13 protein-coding genes are annotated in these 17,299 nt (G+C 54.3%); 4 read left to right on the forward strand and 9 right to left on the reverse strand.

All coding sequences use genetic code 11. The features are described 5' to 3' along the window. Window positions 1–65: 65 nt before the first annotated feature. From F3J38_RS12785 to dgt, 3 genes are all read right to left on the reverse strand, one after another. On the reverse strand, window positions 66–1,223 hold the full coding sequence (locus F3J38_RS12785) for a CdaR family transcriptional regulator (RefSeq protein ID WP_167138943.1): 1,158 nt from the start codon (window positions 1,221–1,223) through the stop codon (window positions 66–68). Window positions 1,224–1,455: 232 nt separating this feature from the next. Continuing rightward, window positions 1,456–2,898 carry a serine endoprotease DegP gene (gene degP / locus F3J38_RS12790; protein ID WP_167138945.1) on the reverse strand — a complete coding sequence of 481 codons (1,443 nt, stop codon included), beginning with the start codon at window positions 2,896–2,898 and terminating at the stop codon, window positions 1,456–1,458. 136 nt (window positions 2,899–3,034) lie between these two features. Beyond that, a complete protein-coding gene (gene dgt / locus F3J38_RS12795) occupies window positions 3,035–4,525 on the reverse strand; it encodes a dGTPase (RefSeq protein WP_167138947.1) in 1,491 nt (496 codons plus the stop codon). A 98-nt stretch (window positions 4,526–4,623) separates the two neighbouring features. Here dgt and mtnN point away from each other — a divergent pair, with 98 nt between their 5' ends. The 3 genes from mtnN (at window position 4,624) to F3J38_RS12810 (ending at window position 6,483) form a co-directional block, all read left to right on the forward strand. Continuing rightward, the gene (mtnN, locus tag F3J38_RS12800) at window positions 4,624–5,322 is read left to right on the forward strand and encodes a 5'-methylthioadenosine/S-adenosylhomocysteine nucleosidase (RefSeq protein ID WP_167138950.1); all 699 of its coding nucleotides are present in this window, start codon (window positions 4,624–4,626) and stop codon (window positions 5,320–5,322) included. Beyond that, on the forward strand, window positions 5,315–6,118 hold the full coding sequence (gene btuF / locus F3J38_RS12805) for a vitamin B12 ABC transporter substrate-binding protein BtuF (RefSeq protein WP_167138952.1): 804 nt from the start codon (window positions 5,315–5,317) through the stop codon (window positions 6,116–6,118). The genes mtnN and btuF overlap by 8 nt, the downstream gene beginning before the upstream one ends. Before the next feature lie 113 nt (window positions 6,119–6,231). Beyond that, window positions 6,232–6,483: a hypothetical protein gene (locus F3J38_RS12810; protein ID WP_167138954.1), complete on the forward strand. Its 252-nt coding sequence runs from the start codon at window positions 6,232–6,234 to the stop codon at window positions 6,481–6,483. A gap of 46 nt (window positions 6,484–6,529) precedes the next feature. On the opposite strand, the gene erpA is transcribed toward F3J38_RS12810, so the two are convergent. Continuing rightward, window positions 6,530–6,877, reverse strand: coding sequence for an iron-sulfur cluster insertion protein ErpA (erpA, locus tag F3J38_RS12815; RefSeq protein WP_013507930.1), 348 nt, complete (start codon window positions 6,875–6,877; stop codon window positions 6,530–6,532). A 221-nt stretch (window positions 6,878–7,098) separates the two neighbouring features. Between erpA and hemL the strand changes: the two genes are divergently transcribed. Beyond that, complete coding sequence (hemL, locus tag F3J38_RS12820; protein ID WP_167138956.1) at window positions 7,099–8,379, forward strand: glutamate-1-semialdehyde 2,1-aminomutase; 1,281 nt, start codon at window positions 7,099–7,101, stop codon at window positions 8,377–8,379. A 238-nt stretch (window positions 8,380–8,617) separates the two neighbouring features. Here the strand turns inward: hemL and fhuB are convergent, their stop codons facing one another. From fhuB to mrcB, 5 genes are all read right to left on the reverse strand, one after another. Further along, window positions 8,618–10,594 (reverse strand): Fe(3+)-hydroxamate ABC transporter permease FhuB, encoded by a 1,977-nt coding sequence (gene fhuB, locus F3J38_RS12825; protein WP_167138958.1) that lies wholly within the window; start codon window positions 10,592–10,594, stop codon window positions 8,618–8,620. After that, window positions 10,594–11,472 carry a Fe(3+)-hydroxamate ABC transporter substrate-binding protein FhuD gene (gene fhuD, locus F3J38_RS12830; RefSeq protein ID WP_167138961.1) on the reverse strand — a complete coding sequence of 293 codons (879 nt, stop codon included), beginning with the start codon at window positions 11,470–11,472 and terminating at the stop codon, window positions 10,594–10,596. Before fhuD ends, fhuB begins: the two co-directional genes overlap by 1 nt. Before the next feature lie 9 nt (window positions 11,473–11,481). After that, window positions 11,482–12,276: a Fe3+-hydroxamate ABC transporter ATP-binding protein FhuC gene (gene fhuC / locus F3J38_RS12835; protein ID WP_167138963.1), complete on the reverse strand. Its 795-nt coding sequence runs from the start codon at window positions 12,274–12,276 to the stop codon at window positions 11,482–11,484. 50 nt (window positions 12,277–12,326) lie between these two features. Further along, complete coding sequence (fhuA, locus tag F3J38_RS12840) at window positions 12,327–14,534, reverse strand: ferrichrome porin FhuA (protein WP_167138965.1); 2,208 nt, start codon at window positions 14,532–14,534, stop codon at window positions 12,327–12,329. 213 nt (window positions 14,535–14,747) lie between these two features. Beyond that, a complete protein-coding gene (gene mrcB, locus F3J38_RS12845; RefSeq protein WP_167138967.1) occupies window positions 14,748–17,294 on the reverse strand; it encodes a bifunctional glycosyl transferase/transpeptidase in 2,547 nt (848 codons plus the stop codon). Window positions 17,295–17,299: the final 5 nt, after the last annotated feature.

Consider the following 17,299-nt stretch of genomic DNA (forward strand, 5'->3'; position numbering starts at 1 on the left):
CCACTAACAACCACCAGATCGGTGCCTTCACGCGGCGCATCTGCACCTCCCGCTAAGCGCAATGATTAACTCTGCTCATCCAGCTGTAACGCCACATACAGTAGCAGACGATCGTCAAAGTTACCCAGATCTAAGCCGGTGAGTTCAGAGATGCGATTAAGGCGATACTCCAGGGTATTACGATGAATAAACAGCGCGCGTGCCGTGGCGCTGGGCTGTACGTTATGACTGAACCACGCCACCAGCGTACGACGCAGTAATCCATTGTTATCATTGGCTTTCAACTTTGCCAGTGGGCGGGCCAGTTCATTGGCCTGCCAGCCACCGCGCAGGCTATCCAGTAAGACTGGCAACACCAAGTCCTGATAGAAAAAGCTGCGCTGTTCCGGCATCCGCTGTTTTCCCACCATCATGGTCGTACGGGCGGTACGGTAAGAACGTGCAATGCTGCCAGGACCGGTAAAGAAATTGCCGAGGGCGATACGCATCCGCACCTGACCGCTCTCTTTCATCCGGTGTAGCAGTTGATCGACGCGACGGCGGTGATCATCCTGATCATAACGTCCGTGCGCATTGAGGGCCGGTTTCAGCACCACCATTTCGGTGAGCGACACAATCGCGATCAGGTTGTCACGTTCAGGCGTGGTAAGCAGCGTTTGTAACTGCTGCAGCTCTGACATGGCACTGTCGACACCCAATTGACCGCTGTCGACTTCCACCACCGCCACCACTCGCGGTTGGTTGAGATCGATACCTAAACGCTGCGCCCATTCACTCAACGCTGGCGAAAGCGTATCGCTGCGGATCAGGTTAAGCACCAGTTCTTCACGCAGGCGGCTATCCTGCGCCAGCATGTGCAGCAGGCGTGCCTGTTCCAGCATCATTTCAGCCGTCATGCACACCAGCTCACCATAGTGACGCAGTGCCGTGGGTTGCCCGGTTAAGCCAATCACCCCAACGATTTCGCCATCGATTCGTAACGGCAGATTGATACCAGGACGCACGCCGTGCAGATGCTTGGCGACGGCTTCATCAATGTCCACCACCCTTCCCTGTGAGAGCACCAGTAATGCGCCTTCGTGCAATTCGCCAATACGCTCTCGGTCGCCACTGCCAATAATGCGGCCGCGTGCATCCATCACGTTGACATTGCTATCAATAATTTGCATGGTGCGGGCAACAATATCCTGAGCCAGTCGCGCATCGAGATGATAGGTGGCCATCAATCACTCCAGAGATAGGGAACAACTGACAGAATACGCATCACCGATACGCCTGGCATTGTGCAACTGCACATAGCCGGATAGAGAATACGGGAATTGAGGCAGGCGTCACATTGCAGAACGGACATTTGCACAAATTGAAACAAAGCAAGTTGGTGCTGATGCTAGTGACCGGAAAACGCAGAGATAAAAAAGGCGAGCTTGCGCTCGCCTCTGTTCACTTGCCTGAATCTTACTGCATCAACAGATAAAGGCTGCTGTCGCCACGCTGCACGTTGAGTGCTAACACTGACGGTTTGGTATCAAGGATTTTGCGCAGCTCGCCTAAGTTCGTAATCGCCTGCTGGTTAACGCCCATAATCACGTCACCTTTCTTCAGACCAATACGCGCTGCCGCACTGCCCGCCTTCACATTATCGACTCGCACACCTTTCTGGCCGTTACTGTCAACGTTGCTCAGGTCAGCACCTTCGATGCCGGTGTAAATCGTCGCGGACTGGACTTTTTCCTGTGAACTTTGCTGGAGTTCAACGTCCACATTCACCGGTTTGCCATCGCGTAGCAGGCCAAGCTGCAGTTTAGTCCCCACCGGCAATGAGCCGACTTCCGCACGCAGCGCAGCAAAGCTGGTCAGCGCTTTACCATTCATTGAGACGACGACATCGCCGGCCTTCACGCCCGCTTTCGCGGCGGCAGAATTAGGCAATACCTGACTGACGAAGGCACCACGCTGTGCATCAACTTTCATCGCTTTTGCCAGCTCAGGATTCAGCTCGGTACCCATGATACCCAGCTCGCCGCGTTTCACCTGGCCGTACTCGATCATCTGCGCGGTCAGGTTTTTCACCATCGCACTTGGAATCGCAAAGCCGATACCAATGTTGCCGCCGTCCGGTGCCAGAATCGCGGTGTTAATCCCGATCAGCTCACCATTGAGGTTCACCAGCGCACCACCAGAGTTACCCCGGTTGATCGCCGCATCGGTCTGGATGAAGTTTTCATAATTCTCAACATTCAGGCCACTACGACCCAGTGCCGAGACAATACCGGACGTTACCGTTTCACCCAGTCCGTAAGGGTTGCCGATCGCCACGGTATAATCACCGACGCGTAAATCGTCGGAGTCGGCGATTTTAATGGCAGTCAGGTTCTTCGCATCTTTCAGCTGAATCAGCGCAATGTCGGATTGCGGATCTTTGCCAATCACTTTGGCATCGTAACGACGTCCATCACTCAGTTGCACCTGAATTTTCGTGGCGTTTTCCACAACGTGGTTATTGGTCACCACGTAACCTTTGTCCGCATTAATCACGACGCCAGAACCTAGCGCACGGAATTTTTGCTGCTGGGTGTTGGCTCCGCCATCACCGCCCTGGCCACCCTCACCACCGCTTTGGCACATGGGTGAGCTTTGGAATGGCGATCCGTCCTGGCAGAATGGCGAGTTATCGCCAAAGAATTGCTGGAATTGTTGCGGCATACGCGGGGTTTTCACCGTGGTGCTGCCTTCAACGCTGATACTCACCACGGAAGGCATCACTTTCTCCAGCATCGGCGCCAGGCTTGGCAACTGTTGGCTCGAGGAGGAAGCGGTTTCCGCCGCGAAACTGACAGGGCTTAATGCCATGCCCAGACTAAGCGCCAGCGCACTTAACATTAATGTGCTTTTTTTCATTTGTCTGTGTCTCTCTAGAATTTACGGCCAGACCATTGCTGTGGTCGTGATGATGAGATTAAGTTTTTAGCGCGAAGTTCCTAATGAAGTTTTGGGCAAAGGTAAAAATTTATTCTTCATCTTTACAAAACTCCGCTTATTCCACTGCCATCAAACGGCGATACTCATCCCACGCATAATTATCTGTCATGCCGCTGATATAGTCCTGAATCAATCGTGAGCGATAATAACGCTCCCACAACAAGCGTTGATATTTATGCTCAACAATTAAAGCGCGCATCTGCTGCTGATAGGCTTTTCGATGTTTACCAGAAAGCTTGTGGAATAACCGGGTTTCAATCGGATGTTTCGCCAGAAAATCGTCGTTCATCAGCGAGGTAAATTGCTCATAGTCCAGCAGCATCAAGGACTGATATATTTCCAGCAGCCCTTTAATGACGCGATACCCCTGCAATTCCAGCTGTTCAACTTCCGGGTGATTAAACACTTGCTGGCGCGCCACGGTTTTAAAAAGATTCAGTAACCGCCCTTCATCACCATCATCTTCGAGCAACGCATGATTAAAATCGCCCTCAAAAATAGCGGGAAGGTTATCGACAAAACGACGGACCGCATGGCTTACCAGCACATTCTGGACGTTAACCCGTAATGACATGAAAAACTGGTCGCTAATACTGCGGCGTTTTTTCTGATTGGCCTCTTTCCACGCCTCACCAATAGTGCGACTAAAGGCATCACCATGGTTTACCGTGCCCCAGGCTTTTAACAAATATTTATACAAGGTTTCGACATCAAAGATATCTTTCTCGACGGCATCATCCAGGTCGGCAATACAGTATGAGATATCATCAGCGGCTTCCATTATCCAGGTCAACGGATAACGATGGTGTTCTTTAATGTCGGTTGCCGCACGCAAGTCAGCAACATATTCACGCTCAGACAAATAAAAGCCCGGCTTTTTCATTAGCACGCTAAATTCAGCCGGTTTATCACCCTGCCACCAGGCGGGGGCAGTATATTTCAAAATACAGGCCACTTGCGCATAACTAAGGTTGAGTTGTAGCAAGGTATGCACTAAACGGATCGCCTGCGCATTGCCTTCGAAGTGGCACAAATCCTGACGAATCATTGCATTTAGCTGGTCAAAATCTACGCGCTGAGTGTCGTCAGCCACCCCAGCGACTAATGGGTCCACCAGCTCGGCTGGCAGATTATCGTCGAACCAGTCATTAATCGCCGCTTCACCAAAGTGACCAAAGGGTGGATTGCCGACATCGTGCAGCAGGCAGGCCATTTCAATCAAACTTTCAAACGCGCCCTCAAACTCATCCAGCCCATACTGGGCCAGCCCGCCTTGTGTTTTAAGCGTTTGCAGAATCTCTTTCGTGATATATCGCCCGGTCTGCTGCACTTCCAACGAGTGCGTCAGGCGTGAACGTACGGCGGCATTGCGCTCGAGTGGGAATACCTGGGTTTTCTGTTGCAGACGACGAATGGCGGCAGAATTAATAATACGCCCACGATCGCTCTCAAAGTGGCGCGTAATAAAGTATTCACCTTCGGGATCTTTGCGGCTGGTATAAGGGCGGGTAAAGCTGATCTTCTTCCTGAAATTAATCGCTGCCATCATTCCCCCTTATTTTTTGGTGAATTCATCCTCTGTTAGCCATGGTAGACTATGCCTCACTTTTGAGGTTTACATCCATAACTACAGCGAGATTCTTTATGAAAGCAGGCATTATTGGCGCGATGGAGCAGGAAGTCACTCTGCTGCGTGACAAAATTGAAAACCGTCAGACACTGACGCTGGCCGGCTGCGAAATTTACACCGGTACCTTAAACGGTGTTGAGGTTGCTCTGCTGAAATCAGGTATCGGCAAAACCGCTGCAGCATTGGGCACCACCCTGCTGCTCGAGCTGTGCAAGCCAGACGTGGTTATTAACACCGGTTCAGCAGGCGGTTTAGCACCGACGCTGAAAGTGGGTGACATCGTAGTGTCTGATGAAGTGCGCTATCACGATGCCGACGTCACCGCATTCGGATACGAGCCGGGTCAAATGGCAGGTTGCCCTGCGGCATTTGCAGCGGATGAAAAACTGATTGCCGCTGCCGAGCAAGTGATTAAACAGCTGAACCTCAATGCCGTGCGCGGCCTGGTGGTGAGTGGCGATGCCTTCATCAACGGTGCCGAGCCGCTGGCACGCATCCGTAGCACCTTCCCGCAGGCCATTGCGGTAGAGATGGAAGCGACGGCAATCGGTCATGTATGCCATCAGTTCAAGGTGCCATTTGTTGTGGTGCGCGCCATTTCTGATGTGGCTGACAAAGAATCGCATTTAAGTTTTGACGAGTTCCTGTCTGTCGCCGCTAAGCAATCGTCTCTGATGGTTGAAAACCTGCTGGCACAGCTGGCGCGTGGCTAAATATTTGCTGCTTGGGCTATTGCTGATCGGCAATAGCCTGTTTGCCGCGGCACCTCGCGTCATTACGCTCGCTCCCCATCTGACTGAACTGGCTTTCGCTGCAGGCATCACGCCAGTGGCTGTGAGTGCCTATTCAGATTATCCCGCGCAAGCCAAAACCCTTGAACAAGTGGCCAACTGGCAAGGTATCAAGGTGGAACGTATCCTACTGCTCAAGCCGGATGTCGTGTTGGCATGGCGCGGTGGCAATCCACAGCGTCAAATTGAGCAACTGCAACGTTTAGGGATTAAGGTTGAGTGGATCGATCCACAAACTCTCGACCAAATGATTGATGCCTTGGCCGCCCTGCAGCAGTGGAGCCCGAAGCCACAACAGGCTGTCGCGGCGGCGCAGGCACTCAGGGAACAGGAAGAGAGTCTACGTAAACATTATCAGCAGCAGACGCCGATTCCTCTGTTTTTACAGTTCGGACAGCAGCCGTTGTTTACCGCTGCACGTAATACGCTGCAAAACGAGGTCATCACGCTGTGCGGGGGTAAAAACATCTTCGCCGACAGCAGCGTGAGCTGGCCGCAGGTGAGCCGTGAACAAGTGTTGGCGCGCCATCCGCAGGCGATTGTGATCGGTGGCGACCCGCATCAAGCCGCGAATATCGCCACCTTCTGGCAGCCACAACTGGCCGTGCCGGTGATTGCGATAAATGACGATTGGCTGAGCCGCTCCGGCCCGCGCATGCTGTTAGCCGCAAAACAGCTGTGCGCAGATTTACATCCGGCGAAAATTAGCACCAAGTAAGACTAAAGATTCGGCAAAAATTGTCGAAAATCAAAATACAAGGCACGGCGGCCACGTATGCTCTGTGCCCTTTTTTGCGCAAAGCGCAACTTTGACTTCACCAGGAACTCACCATGACCAGAGCTATGCTGCTGGCCATAGGGCTTGCGATGGCGGCGCCAATTGGTGCGGCCACCTCAACGGGCTCTATTGCCGTTACGCTGACATTGTTCTCCCGATGCGATATCTCACGCCAGAGCGGAAAAAATCTGCCATTGATTGATTGTGGGCGTCACTTTAGTGCACAGCCGCGCGTCACTGAAAGCTTACTGAAACGCGATGCAAACCGCCGTGAGACGTCACGTTTAGTGACGATTGAATGGTAGATTTCTGACCGCCAGGACGGCGGTCAGAGAGAAAGTCAGAGAGAAATCAGATGCTGAAGGAAGAGCCGCAACCGCAGGTGGTTTTAGCGTTCGGGTTAGTGACGATAAAGCGCGAACCCTCCAGACCTTCGGTGTAATCCACTGAGCCACCGACCAGATATTGCAGGCTCATCGGATCGACGACCAGCGCCACGCCCTGCTTCTCGATGGTCATGTCGCCGTCATTCATTTGATCATCAAAAGTAAAACCGTACTGGAAACCGCTGCAACCGCCACCGGTGATGTACACGCGCAGTTTCAGCTCTGGATTTTCTTCATCCGCAATCAGGTTTTTTACTTTTTTTGCTGCTGCATCAGTAAATTGCAAAGGCAGCGCTGCTACGTCGTCACTCATCTTATACTCCGGGTAAACGTCCAGGTCAGAAAACAACCTTAATTTTACTATTATCTGCCAGCCGCCCAGTGCAATCAAGTGCCGTGCTTGACACTGTGTGCCGCCAGCGGTGCGCTAAAGTATAGCTTTACTGTGGCTTTAGCACCCGAGCGCCTTTCACCCTAAGCCGTTCTTCCTTAGAATGGCGCCAGAATTTTTTCCAGAACAGCAGGAGCCGATCAATGAGTAAGTCAGAAAACCTGTATGCCGAAGCGCAACGCCTGATCCCTGGCGGTGTGAACTCCCCGGTACGTGCTTTTACCGGTGTGGGCGGCGTGCCGCTGTTCATCGAACGCGCCGACGGTGCTTATCTGTATGACGCCGATGGCAAAGCCTATATCGACTATGTCGGTTCATGGGGCCCAATGGTGCTTGGCCACAATAATGCCCATATTCGCAACGCAGTGATTGAAGCGGCGGCACGCGGCCTGAGCTTCGGCGCGCCGACCGAAATGGAAGTCAAAATGGCCGAGCTGGTGTGTGAGCTGGTGCCAAGCATGGATATGGTGCGCATGGTTAACTCGGGCACCGAAGCCACCATGAGTGCCATTCGTTTGGCGCGTGGCTTTACCCATCGCGATAAGATCATCAAATTTGAAGGCTGCTACCACGGCCACGCAGATTGCCTGCTGGTGAAAGCCGGTTCCGGTGCGCTGACCTTAGGCCAGCCGAACTCGCCTGGCGTACCCGCTGACTTCGCTAAGCACACGCTGACCTGTAACTACAACGACTTAACCTCAGTACGTGCCGCGTTCGAGCAGTACCCCGCAGATATCGCCTGTATCATCGTAGAACCGGTGGCGGGTAACATGAACTGCATCCCACCACAGCCAGATTTCTTGCCAGGCCTGCGTGCGCTCTGTGATGAGTTTGGCGCACTGCTGATTATCGATGAGGTGATGACCGGCTTCCGTGTTGCGCTGGGCGGTGCTCAGGCCTATTACGATGTGACGCCCGACCTGACCTGCCTCGGCAAAATCATCGGTGGTGGCATGCCGGTGGGTGCCTTTGGTGGACGCCGTGACGTGATGGAAGCGCTGGCGCCAACGGGTCCAGTTTACCAGGCGGGGACACTCTCCGGTAACCCAATTGCCATGGCTGCGGGTTTTGCCTGCCTGACGCAGATTGCTCAACCCGGCACGCACAGCACCTTAACTGACCTGACAACGCAGTTGTCAGAAGGCTTATTAGCGGCAGCGAAAGCGGAAAATATCCCGTTGGTGATCAACCACGTTGGTGGCATGTTCGGCATCTTCTTTACCGATGCAGCAAGCGTGACCTGCTATGCCGACGTGACGAAATGCGATGTTGAGCGCTTTAAGCGTTTCTTCCATCTGATGCTGGAAGAAGGCGTTTACCTTGCGCCATCGGCCTTTGAAGCGGGCTTTATGTCACTGGCACACAGCCAGGAAGATATTCAGCGCACCGTTGATGCCGCACGCCGCAGCTTCGCGAAGCTGTAAATCAATTAGCGGTCACCATTAATGGCGTCCACTTAAGCACAAATCAGTGCGCATGAATGCGCACCCTACGAAAGCCGCGCCGAACAATGTAGGGTCGCCATTAATGGCGACTGAACGCGCTTAAGTGATCAGCATGATTCCATTAATGGCGACCCCTGTATTGAAAGACATACAACGTTCACGTTTGCACCTTGATACGCATATGCCCTACAAATACTCATTGCCGGAGGTTACATATTTAGGCCCGACGCAACAGCCAGATAAAGTACGGCGCGCCAATAAAAGTCGCCATTAACCCCGCCGGGATTTGATCCGGGAACGCCAGCATCCTGCCGCACCAGTCAGCAAACAGCATCAAGCCTCCCCCTAGCAACCCCGCCATCAGTACCTGAGGTAACGCGCGACGGAATCCCAGCATACGTACGATATGCGGAGCCATCAGCCCGACAAAACTGAGTGGACCAATGGTTAAGGTCGCCGTAGCCGTCAATGCCGCCGCCAGTAACAACAGGCTTAAGCGCGATCCGGTCAATGCCATACCTGCCGAACGTGCCGTCGCACTGCCCAGCGGTAGCAGCGTCAGCCAACGGCTTGCCAGCGGTGCCAGCGCAATCAATATGATGCCCACCACCGCACTCTGTACTGCCTGCTGCATGCTGATGTTGTAGGTCGATCCTGAAATCCAGGTCAGTAGCCCTCCCATCCGCGGATCACCACTCGCCATCAGCACCATCAACAAGGTGACAAAAGCACTGTTGAGGGCCATGCCCGCCAGTAACATACGTTCTGGCGAGAAACCACCGCGACTGGCTACCAACATAATCACCAGCAGCGTCAGTGCAGCGCCTAAGGCACCGGCAGGCAATAACCACGCCACGGCATCACCCGGCACAAAGAACATCATTACCACTGCGCCACACGCGGCACCGGAGCTAATGCCTAATACTTCCGGACTCGCCATCGGATTGCCGGTCAGACGTTGGATCAGTGCCCCTGCCACGCCCAGCATCATGCCCACCACCAATGCGGCCAGCACACGTGGTGCGCGCCACGGCAACAGTTGATGCCACATCTCGCCGCTGACCCACGTCCAGCTATGCGCATCGCGACCAAACGCCAAACCGACAACGCAAAACAGCGCCAGAATCGCCAGCCCGGACACACACCAGAAAGCCACTTTTTGCCGTTCGGCTGGCACTTTATCACCGAGATTCATGGCGGGCGGTACCGATCCGGTTCGCAGACGCGGCAGCAACCACAGCAGAATAGGCACGCCAATCAGTGCGGTCGCCGTGCCCGTTGAGACTTCACGCCAGTGGCTGGTTAGCCACAACACACACTGATCGGCCAGCCACAGCAGCAACGCACCAATCAGCGGTGCCAGCAGCATACGGCTCAACAAACGACGTCCACCGAGCATTTTCGCCAGCAACGGGGCGAACAGGCCGATAAAGCCGATAATTCCTGCCACATTCACCAGTTGTGCACTGAGCAGAATAGCTAACGCCAGCGCCGCGATACGTGCCGCTGAGAGTGCCAGGCCAAGATTCTTCGCTACGCCATCATCCAGCCCCATCAGGGTTAAAGGGCGTAACAGCGCCAGTGCCACCGCGAATGCCAATATCAGGCGCGGCCACAGCATCGCCACATTGTGCCCATCCATCTGATTTAGCGCGCCAGTGCTCCACAGGAACATGTTGAGCAGTTGGTCATGATTAAAAATGGCAAAGATTTGATTCAATGAACCGGCATACAAACTGAGTACCAGACCTGCCAGTATGAGCGTCACTGGCGACAGACGTTTACCCCAGGCCACACCAAATACCAGCACGCCGACCAGCACTGCGCCCCCCAGCGCAGCAAACTGCTGTGTCAGTTCGCCACCCGGCATTTGCCATAGTGTGGCGACCGTAATGCCAAGTTGTGCACCCGATGAAACACCCAGCGTGGTCGGCTCCGCCAGCGGATTACGCAGTACCTGTTGGAATAACAAACCAGCTAAACCAAGCCCTGCGCCCACCAGCAGCGCCAGGGCCAAACGCGATAACAGGCTGTGATGAAACACCACTTGTTGAATGCTGTTGATATCTGGCGCGAATATCGCCTGCGACCACTGCGCGGTAGGCAGGGCCTCGCGCAAGTTGATGAACGTCAAACCCAGGGCCAAGAGAAAAAGCGTGCTTAACAGCACCACAGGAAAAAGACGATGGTGCATCAATGCGACTCCAGCGCGTGTTCAAGCACGCGAACAAATTTCAGCGCCGAATAGGTCGCGCCGTAATACCACACGGCAGGCACGCGCTTAAAGCGGCCCGCACGGATGAACGGCAGAGCCTGCCACAGCGCCGTGTTCATCACCTGCTGCATGTCACGGTCGTTATCGTGGTCAAAGCAAATCACCTGCGCATCGCCAACACTGGCTAAACGTTCCAGCCCAATCACCGCGCTCCCCCAGAAGTTGGTTTCCCCCTGCCAGGCGTTGGTCAGGCCAAGGATTTCCATCACTTCAAGGAACAGGCTATTGGCACCGAAAGTAATGGCGTGACGGCTGTCCATCAGCGACATCAGCAACACCGGGCAACCCGCCCAAGGCTTAAGACGCTCACGCGCCCCTGCTAATTGCTCATCAAGGTACTGCAGATGCTGCACCGCCTCTGCCTCACGTCCAAGCCGTGCGCCCAGCATGTGCAGCGACGTTCGTGCCGTACTTAAGGGTTTGCCATCGCCGCTATTAAGATCAAATCCCATGGTTGGCGCGATACGTTCCAGCTTATCCAATGCGGGTCCGTAACCATTGGAGTGCAGTATCAGAGAGGGTGCAAGCTGCGTCATCAGCTCCAGATTGGGTTCAGTACGTAAGCCGAGATCGATGGTACTGGCAGGTAGCCGCGGCTCGCCTACCCAGATGTTGTAGTTGCGCAAGTCAGCCACACCCAGTGGTGCGACACCGAGCGCCATCAGTAACTCCACCGGCAACCACTCCAGCGCCAGAATGCGCTCTGCATTGGGCATCGCTGCGCGCAGTGGAGCCACATTCATCAGTGGCGTAAGCGCCAGCGCCGTCAGTAAACGACGGCGAGAAATGTCGAACATGGCGAGGCCTCAGTACACAAAACTGACGGGTGCACCGCCCTGTGGATGGGGCAGAATGCCCATCGGAATACCATAGATATCGCCCAAGACATCGGCCTGCATAATCACCTCTGGCCCGCCCTCGGCGATCATTTCACCGCCGCGCAATGCCACCAGTCGGTCGCAATAACGCGCCGCCATGTTGATGTCATGCAGCACCGCAATCACCGTTAAGCCACGCTCACGGCTGAGGCGCTGAATCAAGGCGAGAACATCGACCTGATGTGCGATGTCCAGTGCAGAAGTGGGTTCATCCAACAGCAGGCAGCGGCTGTTTTGCGCCACCAGCATGGCTAACCATGCGCGCTGGCGCTCACCGCCCGACAGGCTGTCTACCAGACGCCCAGCGAAAGGTTTCAAGCCCACCAGCGTAATGGCCTCTTCCACCCGGTCACGATCCTCCTGACCATAGCGCCCTAACGCCCCGTGCCAAGGGTAACGACCAATCGCGACCAACTCGCGCACCGTCATCCCTTCTGCGGCGGGCAACTGCTGTGGCAAATAGGCAACCAGGCGCGCAAAATCTTTGCTCCCCCAGTTCTCCACCGCATCGTTATTCAACAGCACCCGGCCTTCACTTGCCGCATGGTGGCGACCCAGCATCTTTAGCAGCGTGGATTTACCCGAACCATTGTGACCAATCAACGCCGTGACTTTACCTGGCGCGAAGGTGAGCGAGAGTGGCTGCAACAGTGTGCGCCCCGGTACACGAAAGCTGACGTTGTCCAGCGTGAAGGTGGTTTCTTCATGGTGCGGATGCTGCATGGTAATCCCTGGTTAAAGGGCGCCGAAGCGCCCGTATTGATCAGATATTTTTAGAAGCGGAAGGTCGCCGTACCCACGATTTGGCGTTCAGCACCCCAGTAGCAGGCGTAGTCGCGATAGCAACTGGCAACGTATTCACGATCGAACAAGTTGTTGATGTTCACACCCACGGTTGAGCCTGGCAGACCGAAACGCGCGAGGTCATATTTCAGTGCTGCATCAACAGTGGTGTAACTCGCTACCGCAAAGTTTTGGTTAGCGTTCGCCCCACTGGCGTATAGCCCTTGGCTTTCACCCACATAACGCACACCCGCTCCCAGTGTGACGCCTGAGAGTGCAGTTTCATGGAAGGTGTAATCCCCCCACAGCGATGCCATATGCTTCGGCACCTGCACCGGCGTTTTGCCTTTCAGGACTGTGTCTTCCGTGTATTCTGCATCGGTATAGGTGTAAGACGCCGTCATGTTGATGTTGGCATTCAGCGCCGCTTTGGCTTCCAACTCGACACCACGTGAACGGATTTCTCCGCTTTGTACACTGGCAAATTGATGTGTTGGATCAGGATCAGCTGTAAGATTCTTCGTTTTGGTCAGCTCATAAACTGCTGCAGTGACTACGATCGGACGATCTTTCGGCACATACTTCACACCCGCCTCATACTGCTTAGCGCGTGAAGGATCGAATGCCTGGCCTTCCCAAGTTGAACCTGAGTTTGGAATGAACGCTTCGCTATAGCTAAAATATGGTGCGATACCGTTATCGAACACATAGTTTAAGCCGCCGCGCCAAGTAAAGGCTTGATCATTTTGACGATCTACAGAATCGGCAACACGATCATAAACAGAGGTCATAGCGTAGTCGTAACGCCCCCCTAGGGTCAGTACCCAGCGATCCCACTCCATCTGATCTTGTGCATACAGACCCGTTTGGCGTTGCTTATTAAGGTGCTGATAAGGATCAGGATAAGGTGTTGTAGTGTCATCACCATACTGTGGATTGAAGGGATTTAAGCTGCTTGCTGTACCGAACTGAGCATCAATATCATTGCGCATGCGTTGGAAATCGACACCAAGCAATAATGTATGTGCTAAGGCACCGGTATTAAATTTAGCCTGTGCTTGAGTATCCACAGAGAACTCGTTGAGCTTCTCATCGGATAAGGCCGAATAACGTGTTATCGATCCAGCGGTTTCGTTGTAACCAAAGCCGTAAATACTGCGATAATTGGTTCGCAAATCCGCATAGCGCAGATTCTGACGCACCGTCCAGGTGTCGTTAAAGCTGTGCTCAAAGTTGTAGCCCACCATCTTGGTGTTGCGCGAGATCTTGTTGCTGTCTTCGCCTTCATCAAAATTGGTTGGCAATTTGTAGCTGCTGCCATCTGGGCGAGTAATTCCCACCACGGTGCCCTGGCGCGGTAACCAGCCGTAATAGCCGGTTTCTGGTTCGTTCTGGAAGTAGGTCAACAAATCAAAGCGGGTGTTCGCATCTGGACGCCAGCTGAACGAAGGAGCAATGGTGTAACGCTTCTCTTTGTTCATCTCCTGCTGTGCGTCAGCACTGCGTGCCAGACCGGTCAGGCGATAACTGTAGACACCATCATCATCCAGCGAGCCACCAAAATCGAAGCCGGTTGAGAAGAGATTATCGGTGCCCATCTGGAACTGGACTTCACGAAGGGTTTCCTGAGTTGGACGCTTGCTGACCAGCGCCACGACGCCACCCGGATTGCTTTTGCCATACAATACGGAAACCGGACCGCGCAGCAGCTCAGCACGTTCCAGGAAGTAAGGATCGATAGCGAATTCAGAGTAGTTATCACCCTGCAGTTTCAGGCCATCAAGATATTGGTTGGTGTTAGTTTCGCTGAAGCCGCGAATCGACAGCGCATCGATCACATCAGAGCTACCACGGTTGCCGGTCAACACGCCGGGCGTGTAGTTAAAGGCACCTTTAACACTGGTGACGGCTCGCATCGCCATCTCTTCCTGCGTCACCACCGAAACCGACTGTGGGTTCTTCTCAATCGGGGTATCGGTTTTAGTGCCGGTGGCACTGTGCTTGGCGGCAATTGTAGGAGCCGGGCCCCATGCGCTCTCCTGCGCGACATTGCTACCGCCATTCGCGGTAACCACTACTGTATCTTCTGCCAGCGCCTGTGCGCTGAGCGTACCCAGTGTTAAAGAAATCAATATAGCGAGTGGACGACGGGAGGTCGCAGCACGCACTAAGCAAGGATTTGAAATTCGCGTATTCATAAAAGGATCTCTCGAAAAGAAAATGGTGCAGGTGAATACAAACGAGAATGATTATTAGACGCACGAATTTTAGGCGAAGTCTGGCAAGATCCGCAAGATGTAATGCCTGATAGCGGTGTGTTTGCGGCCAGATCGTGCATGTCTATGATCGCGATTAAGAAACCGCAGGCACAAAAAAAGGGCGCCGAAGCGCCCTGCTCTTTTTGCGGCTAACTATTTGCTGCCAAACATATCCTTGATCCAACCTGCCACGCCGTCAGCGTCCTTCTGCTCACTCTGTTGCTGCTGAGGTGACTGCTGCTGCGGTTGAGACTCTTGCTGCTGTTGGAGCTGCTGCTGTTGTTGGATCTGTTGCTGCTGTTGCTGGCACAGCGAGTTGGCATCCAGCGTCCACACCGGCAGAGAGCGCCACGTACTGCTGCCAGAACCACAGACAAAGTTGCCGGCAGAATCGACGTTCATCTGGGTGATATCTTCCGGCGGCGTTAACACCAGCGGCATCGGCGCCTGGTTATCGAGGTAGCGGCGGTAAAGTTGCATCGCGCCACTCGCACCATACAGCTTCGAACTCTGGTTGTTATCGCGTCCTACCCAGGTAATCGCCACTTCTTTGCCATCAACCCCGGCAAACCAGCTGTCGATCAGGTCATTGGTGGTACCGGTTTTGCCTGCCAGATGGGCATTCGGATAACGCGCGCCCAGCGCACGTGCGGTACCGTGATCGGCTACCTGCTGCATGGTATACAACGTCAGATAAGCGGCTTGCGCCGGTTCAACACGCTGCGCCTGCGGGAAGCTCTGATACAACACGGTACCATCTTCCGCAATCACCGAGCGCACCGCAGAGAGATCTGCGCGGTTGCCGCCACTGGCAATCGACTGGAATGCCTGAGCAACTTCGATAGGTGTCAGGTTCAGGGCACCCAGCAGCATTGCTGGCACTGGATTCAGCTGATCTTTCGGAACGCCCAGCTTGGTCCAGGTGTCGACCACGGAATTCAGCCCCAGCGTCATGCCGAGATTGACGGTTGGTACGTTCATGGAGTTGGTCAGCGCATCCACCAGCATCACTTTGCCACTGAAGCGCTTATCGTCATTCATCGGTTTCCAGATTGAACCGTTCGGCTGTTTCAGCGCAATCGGTTCGTCGGCAATCCAACTGTTCAGACGATAGGTGTTTGGTTGGCCTAGCGCGGTTAAATAGGTCGCCGGTTTAGCCAGTGAACCGATAGAGCGACGCGCCTGCAGCGCACGGTTGTAACCGGCAAACTGCGGATCGGCACCGCCCACCATCGCGCGCACTTCGCCGCTGAAGCGATCGACCACCACCATGGCAGTTTCCAGATCTTTCAATCCGCGCTGTTTTTTCAACGCTGGAATGCCCTCTTCCACCGCTTTTTCAGCCGCATCTTGAGAGATAGGATCGAGCGTGGTGAAGATCTTCACGCCGGACATATCTTTGACTTTATCGCCCAGCTTGGCCTGCAGTTCGTTACGCACCATCTGCATAAACGCAGGCTGCGGCGTGATCACCCCACCTTTCGGCTGCACACCCAGCGGGCGCGCAGAGAGCATATCGTACAGCTCCTGATCGATGACGTTCTGCTGTTGCAGCAAACGCAGGACCAGGTTGCGGCGCTCGAGGGCCAGTTTCGGGTTGCGCCACGGGTTATACAGCGAAGCACCTTTCACCATGCCGACCAGCATCGCCTGCTGATCGAGGCTCAGCTCATCAACGGGACGACCGAAGTAATACAAACTCGCCAGCGGGAAGCCACGGATCTGATCGTTGCCCGCCTGACCGAGGTAAACCTCGTTAAGGTACAGCTCAAGGATGCGATCTTTGCTGTAGCGCGCATCCATGATCACTGCCATGTAAGCTTCACGCGCTTTACGCCACAGTGAACGCTCGTTGGTCAGGAACAGGTTTTTCACCAGCTGCTGGGTCAAGGTACTGCCGCCCTGCACCGCTTTACCTGCCGTGATATTGGCAAGGAATGCACGACCAATCGAGTATGGGCTAATGCCGTCATGCTCATAGAAGTGACGGTCTTCGGTAGCGATCAGCGTACTGACCAGCAGATCCGGGAAGCCCGCACGCGGCACGAACAGACGCTGCTCACCGTTCGGCGATTGCAGCATGGTGATCAAACGTGGATCGAGGCGGAAGAAGCCAAAATCACGCCCGGTATCGAGGTTCTTAATTTCGCTCAGTTCGTTGTTGCTGAACGTCAGACGGGCGTTAATCTGCCCCTCTTTGCTGTCCGGGAAATCAAACGGACGGCGCAACAGGTCAATGGTATTGCCCTTGACGCTAAACTCACCGGGACGCGTAATGCGCGACACTTCGCGATACTGCGTGCCTTCCAGCAGCGCAATCATCTCTTTTTTGTCGTATGACATGCCCGGTTCGAGGCTCACCATGCGGCCATAAACGGCTGCAGGCAGTTGCCACACTTTACCATCGATGCGGCTGCGGATTTCGGAGTCGAGATAGATGCCCCAGGCAACCATCACCACAACAAAGACCAGGAAGAGCTTGATCAACCAGCCTAGCCAACGACGTTTGCCGCGTGGCGGGCGTTTTCCTTTACCTTTACCTTTTGGTGGCACCGGCGTGCTCTCCTCATCATCTTCGTCAAAATCGTCCTGATCGATATCATCATCAAGTTCCCTGCGGCGACCCCGGCGTGCTGTGCTGCGCGGCGGCTTTGGCGTTTTTCCTTTGCGCCCAATAGGTTCGCGATCGTTCCCAGACATGCTTT

The sequence above is a fragment of the Candidatus Pantoea formicae genome, from assembly GCF_011752625.1.
Classification (GTDB): domain Bacteria; phylum Pseudomonadota; class Gammaproteobacteria; order Enterobacterales; family Enterobacteriaceae; genus Pantoea; species Pantoea formicae.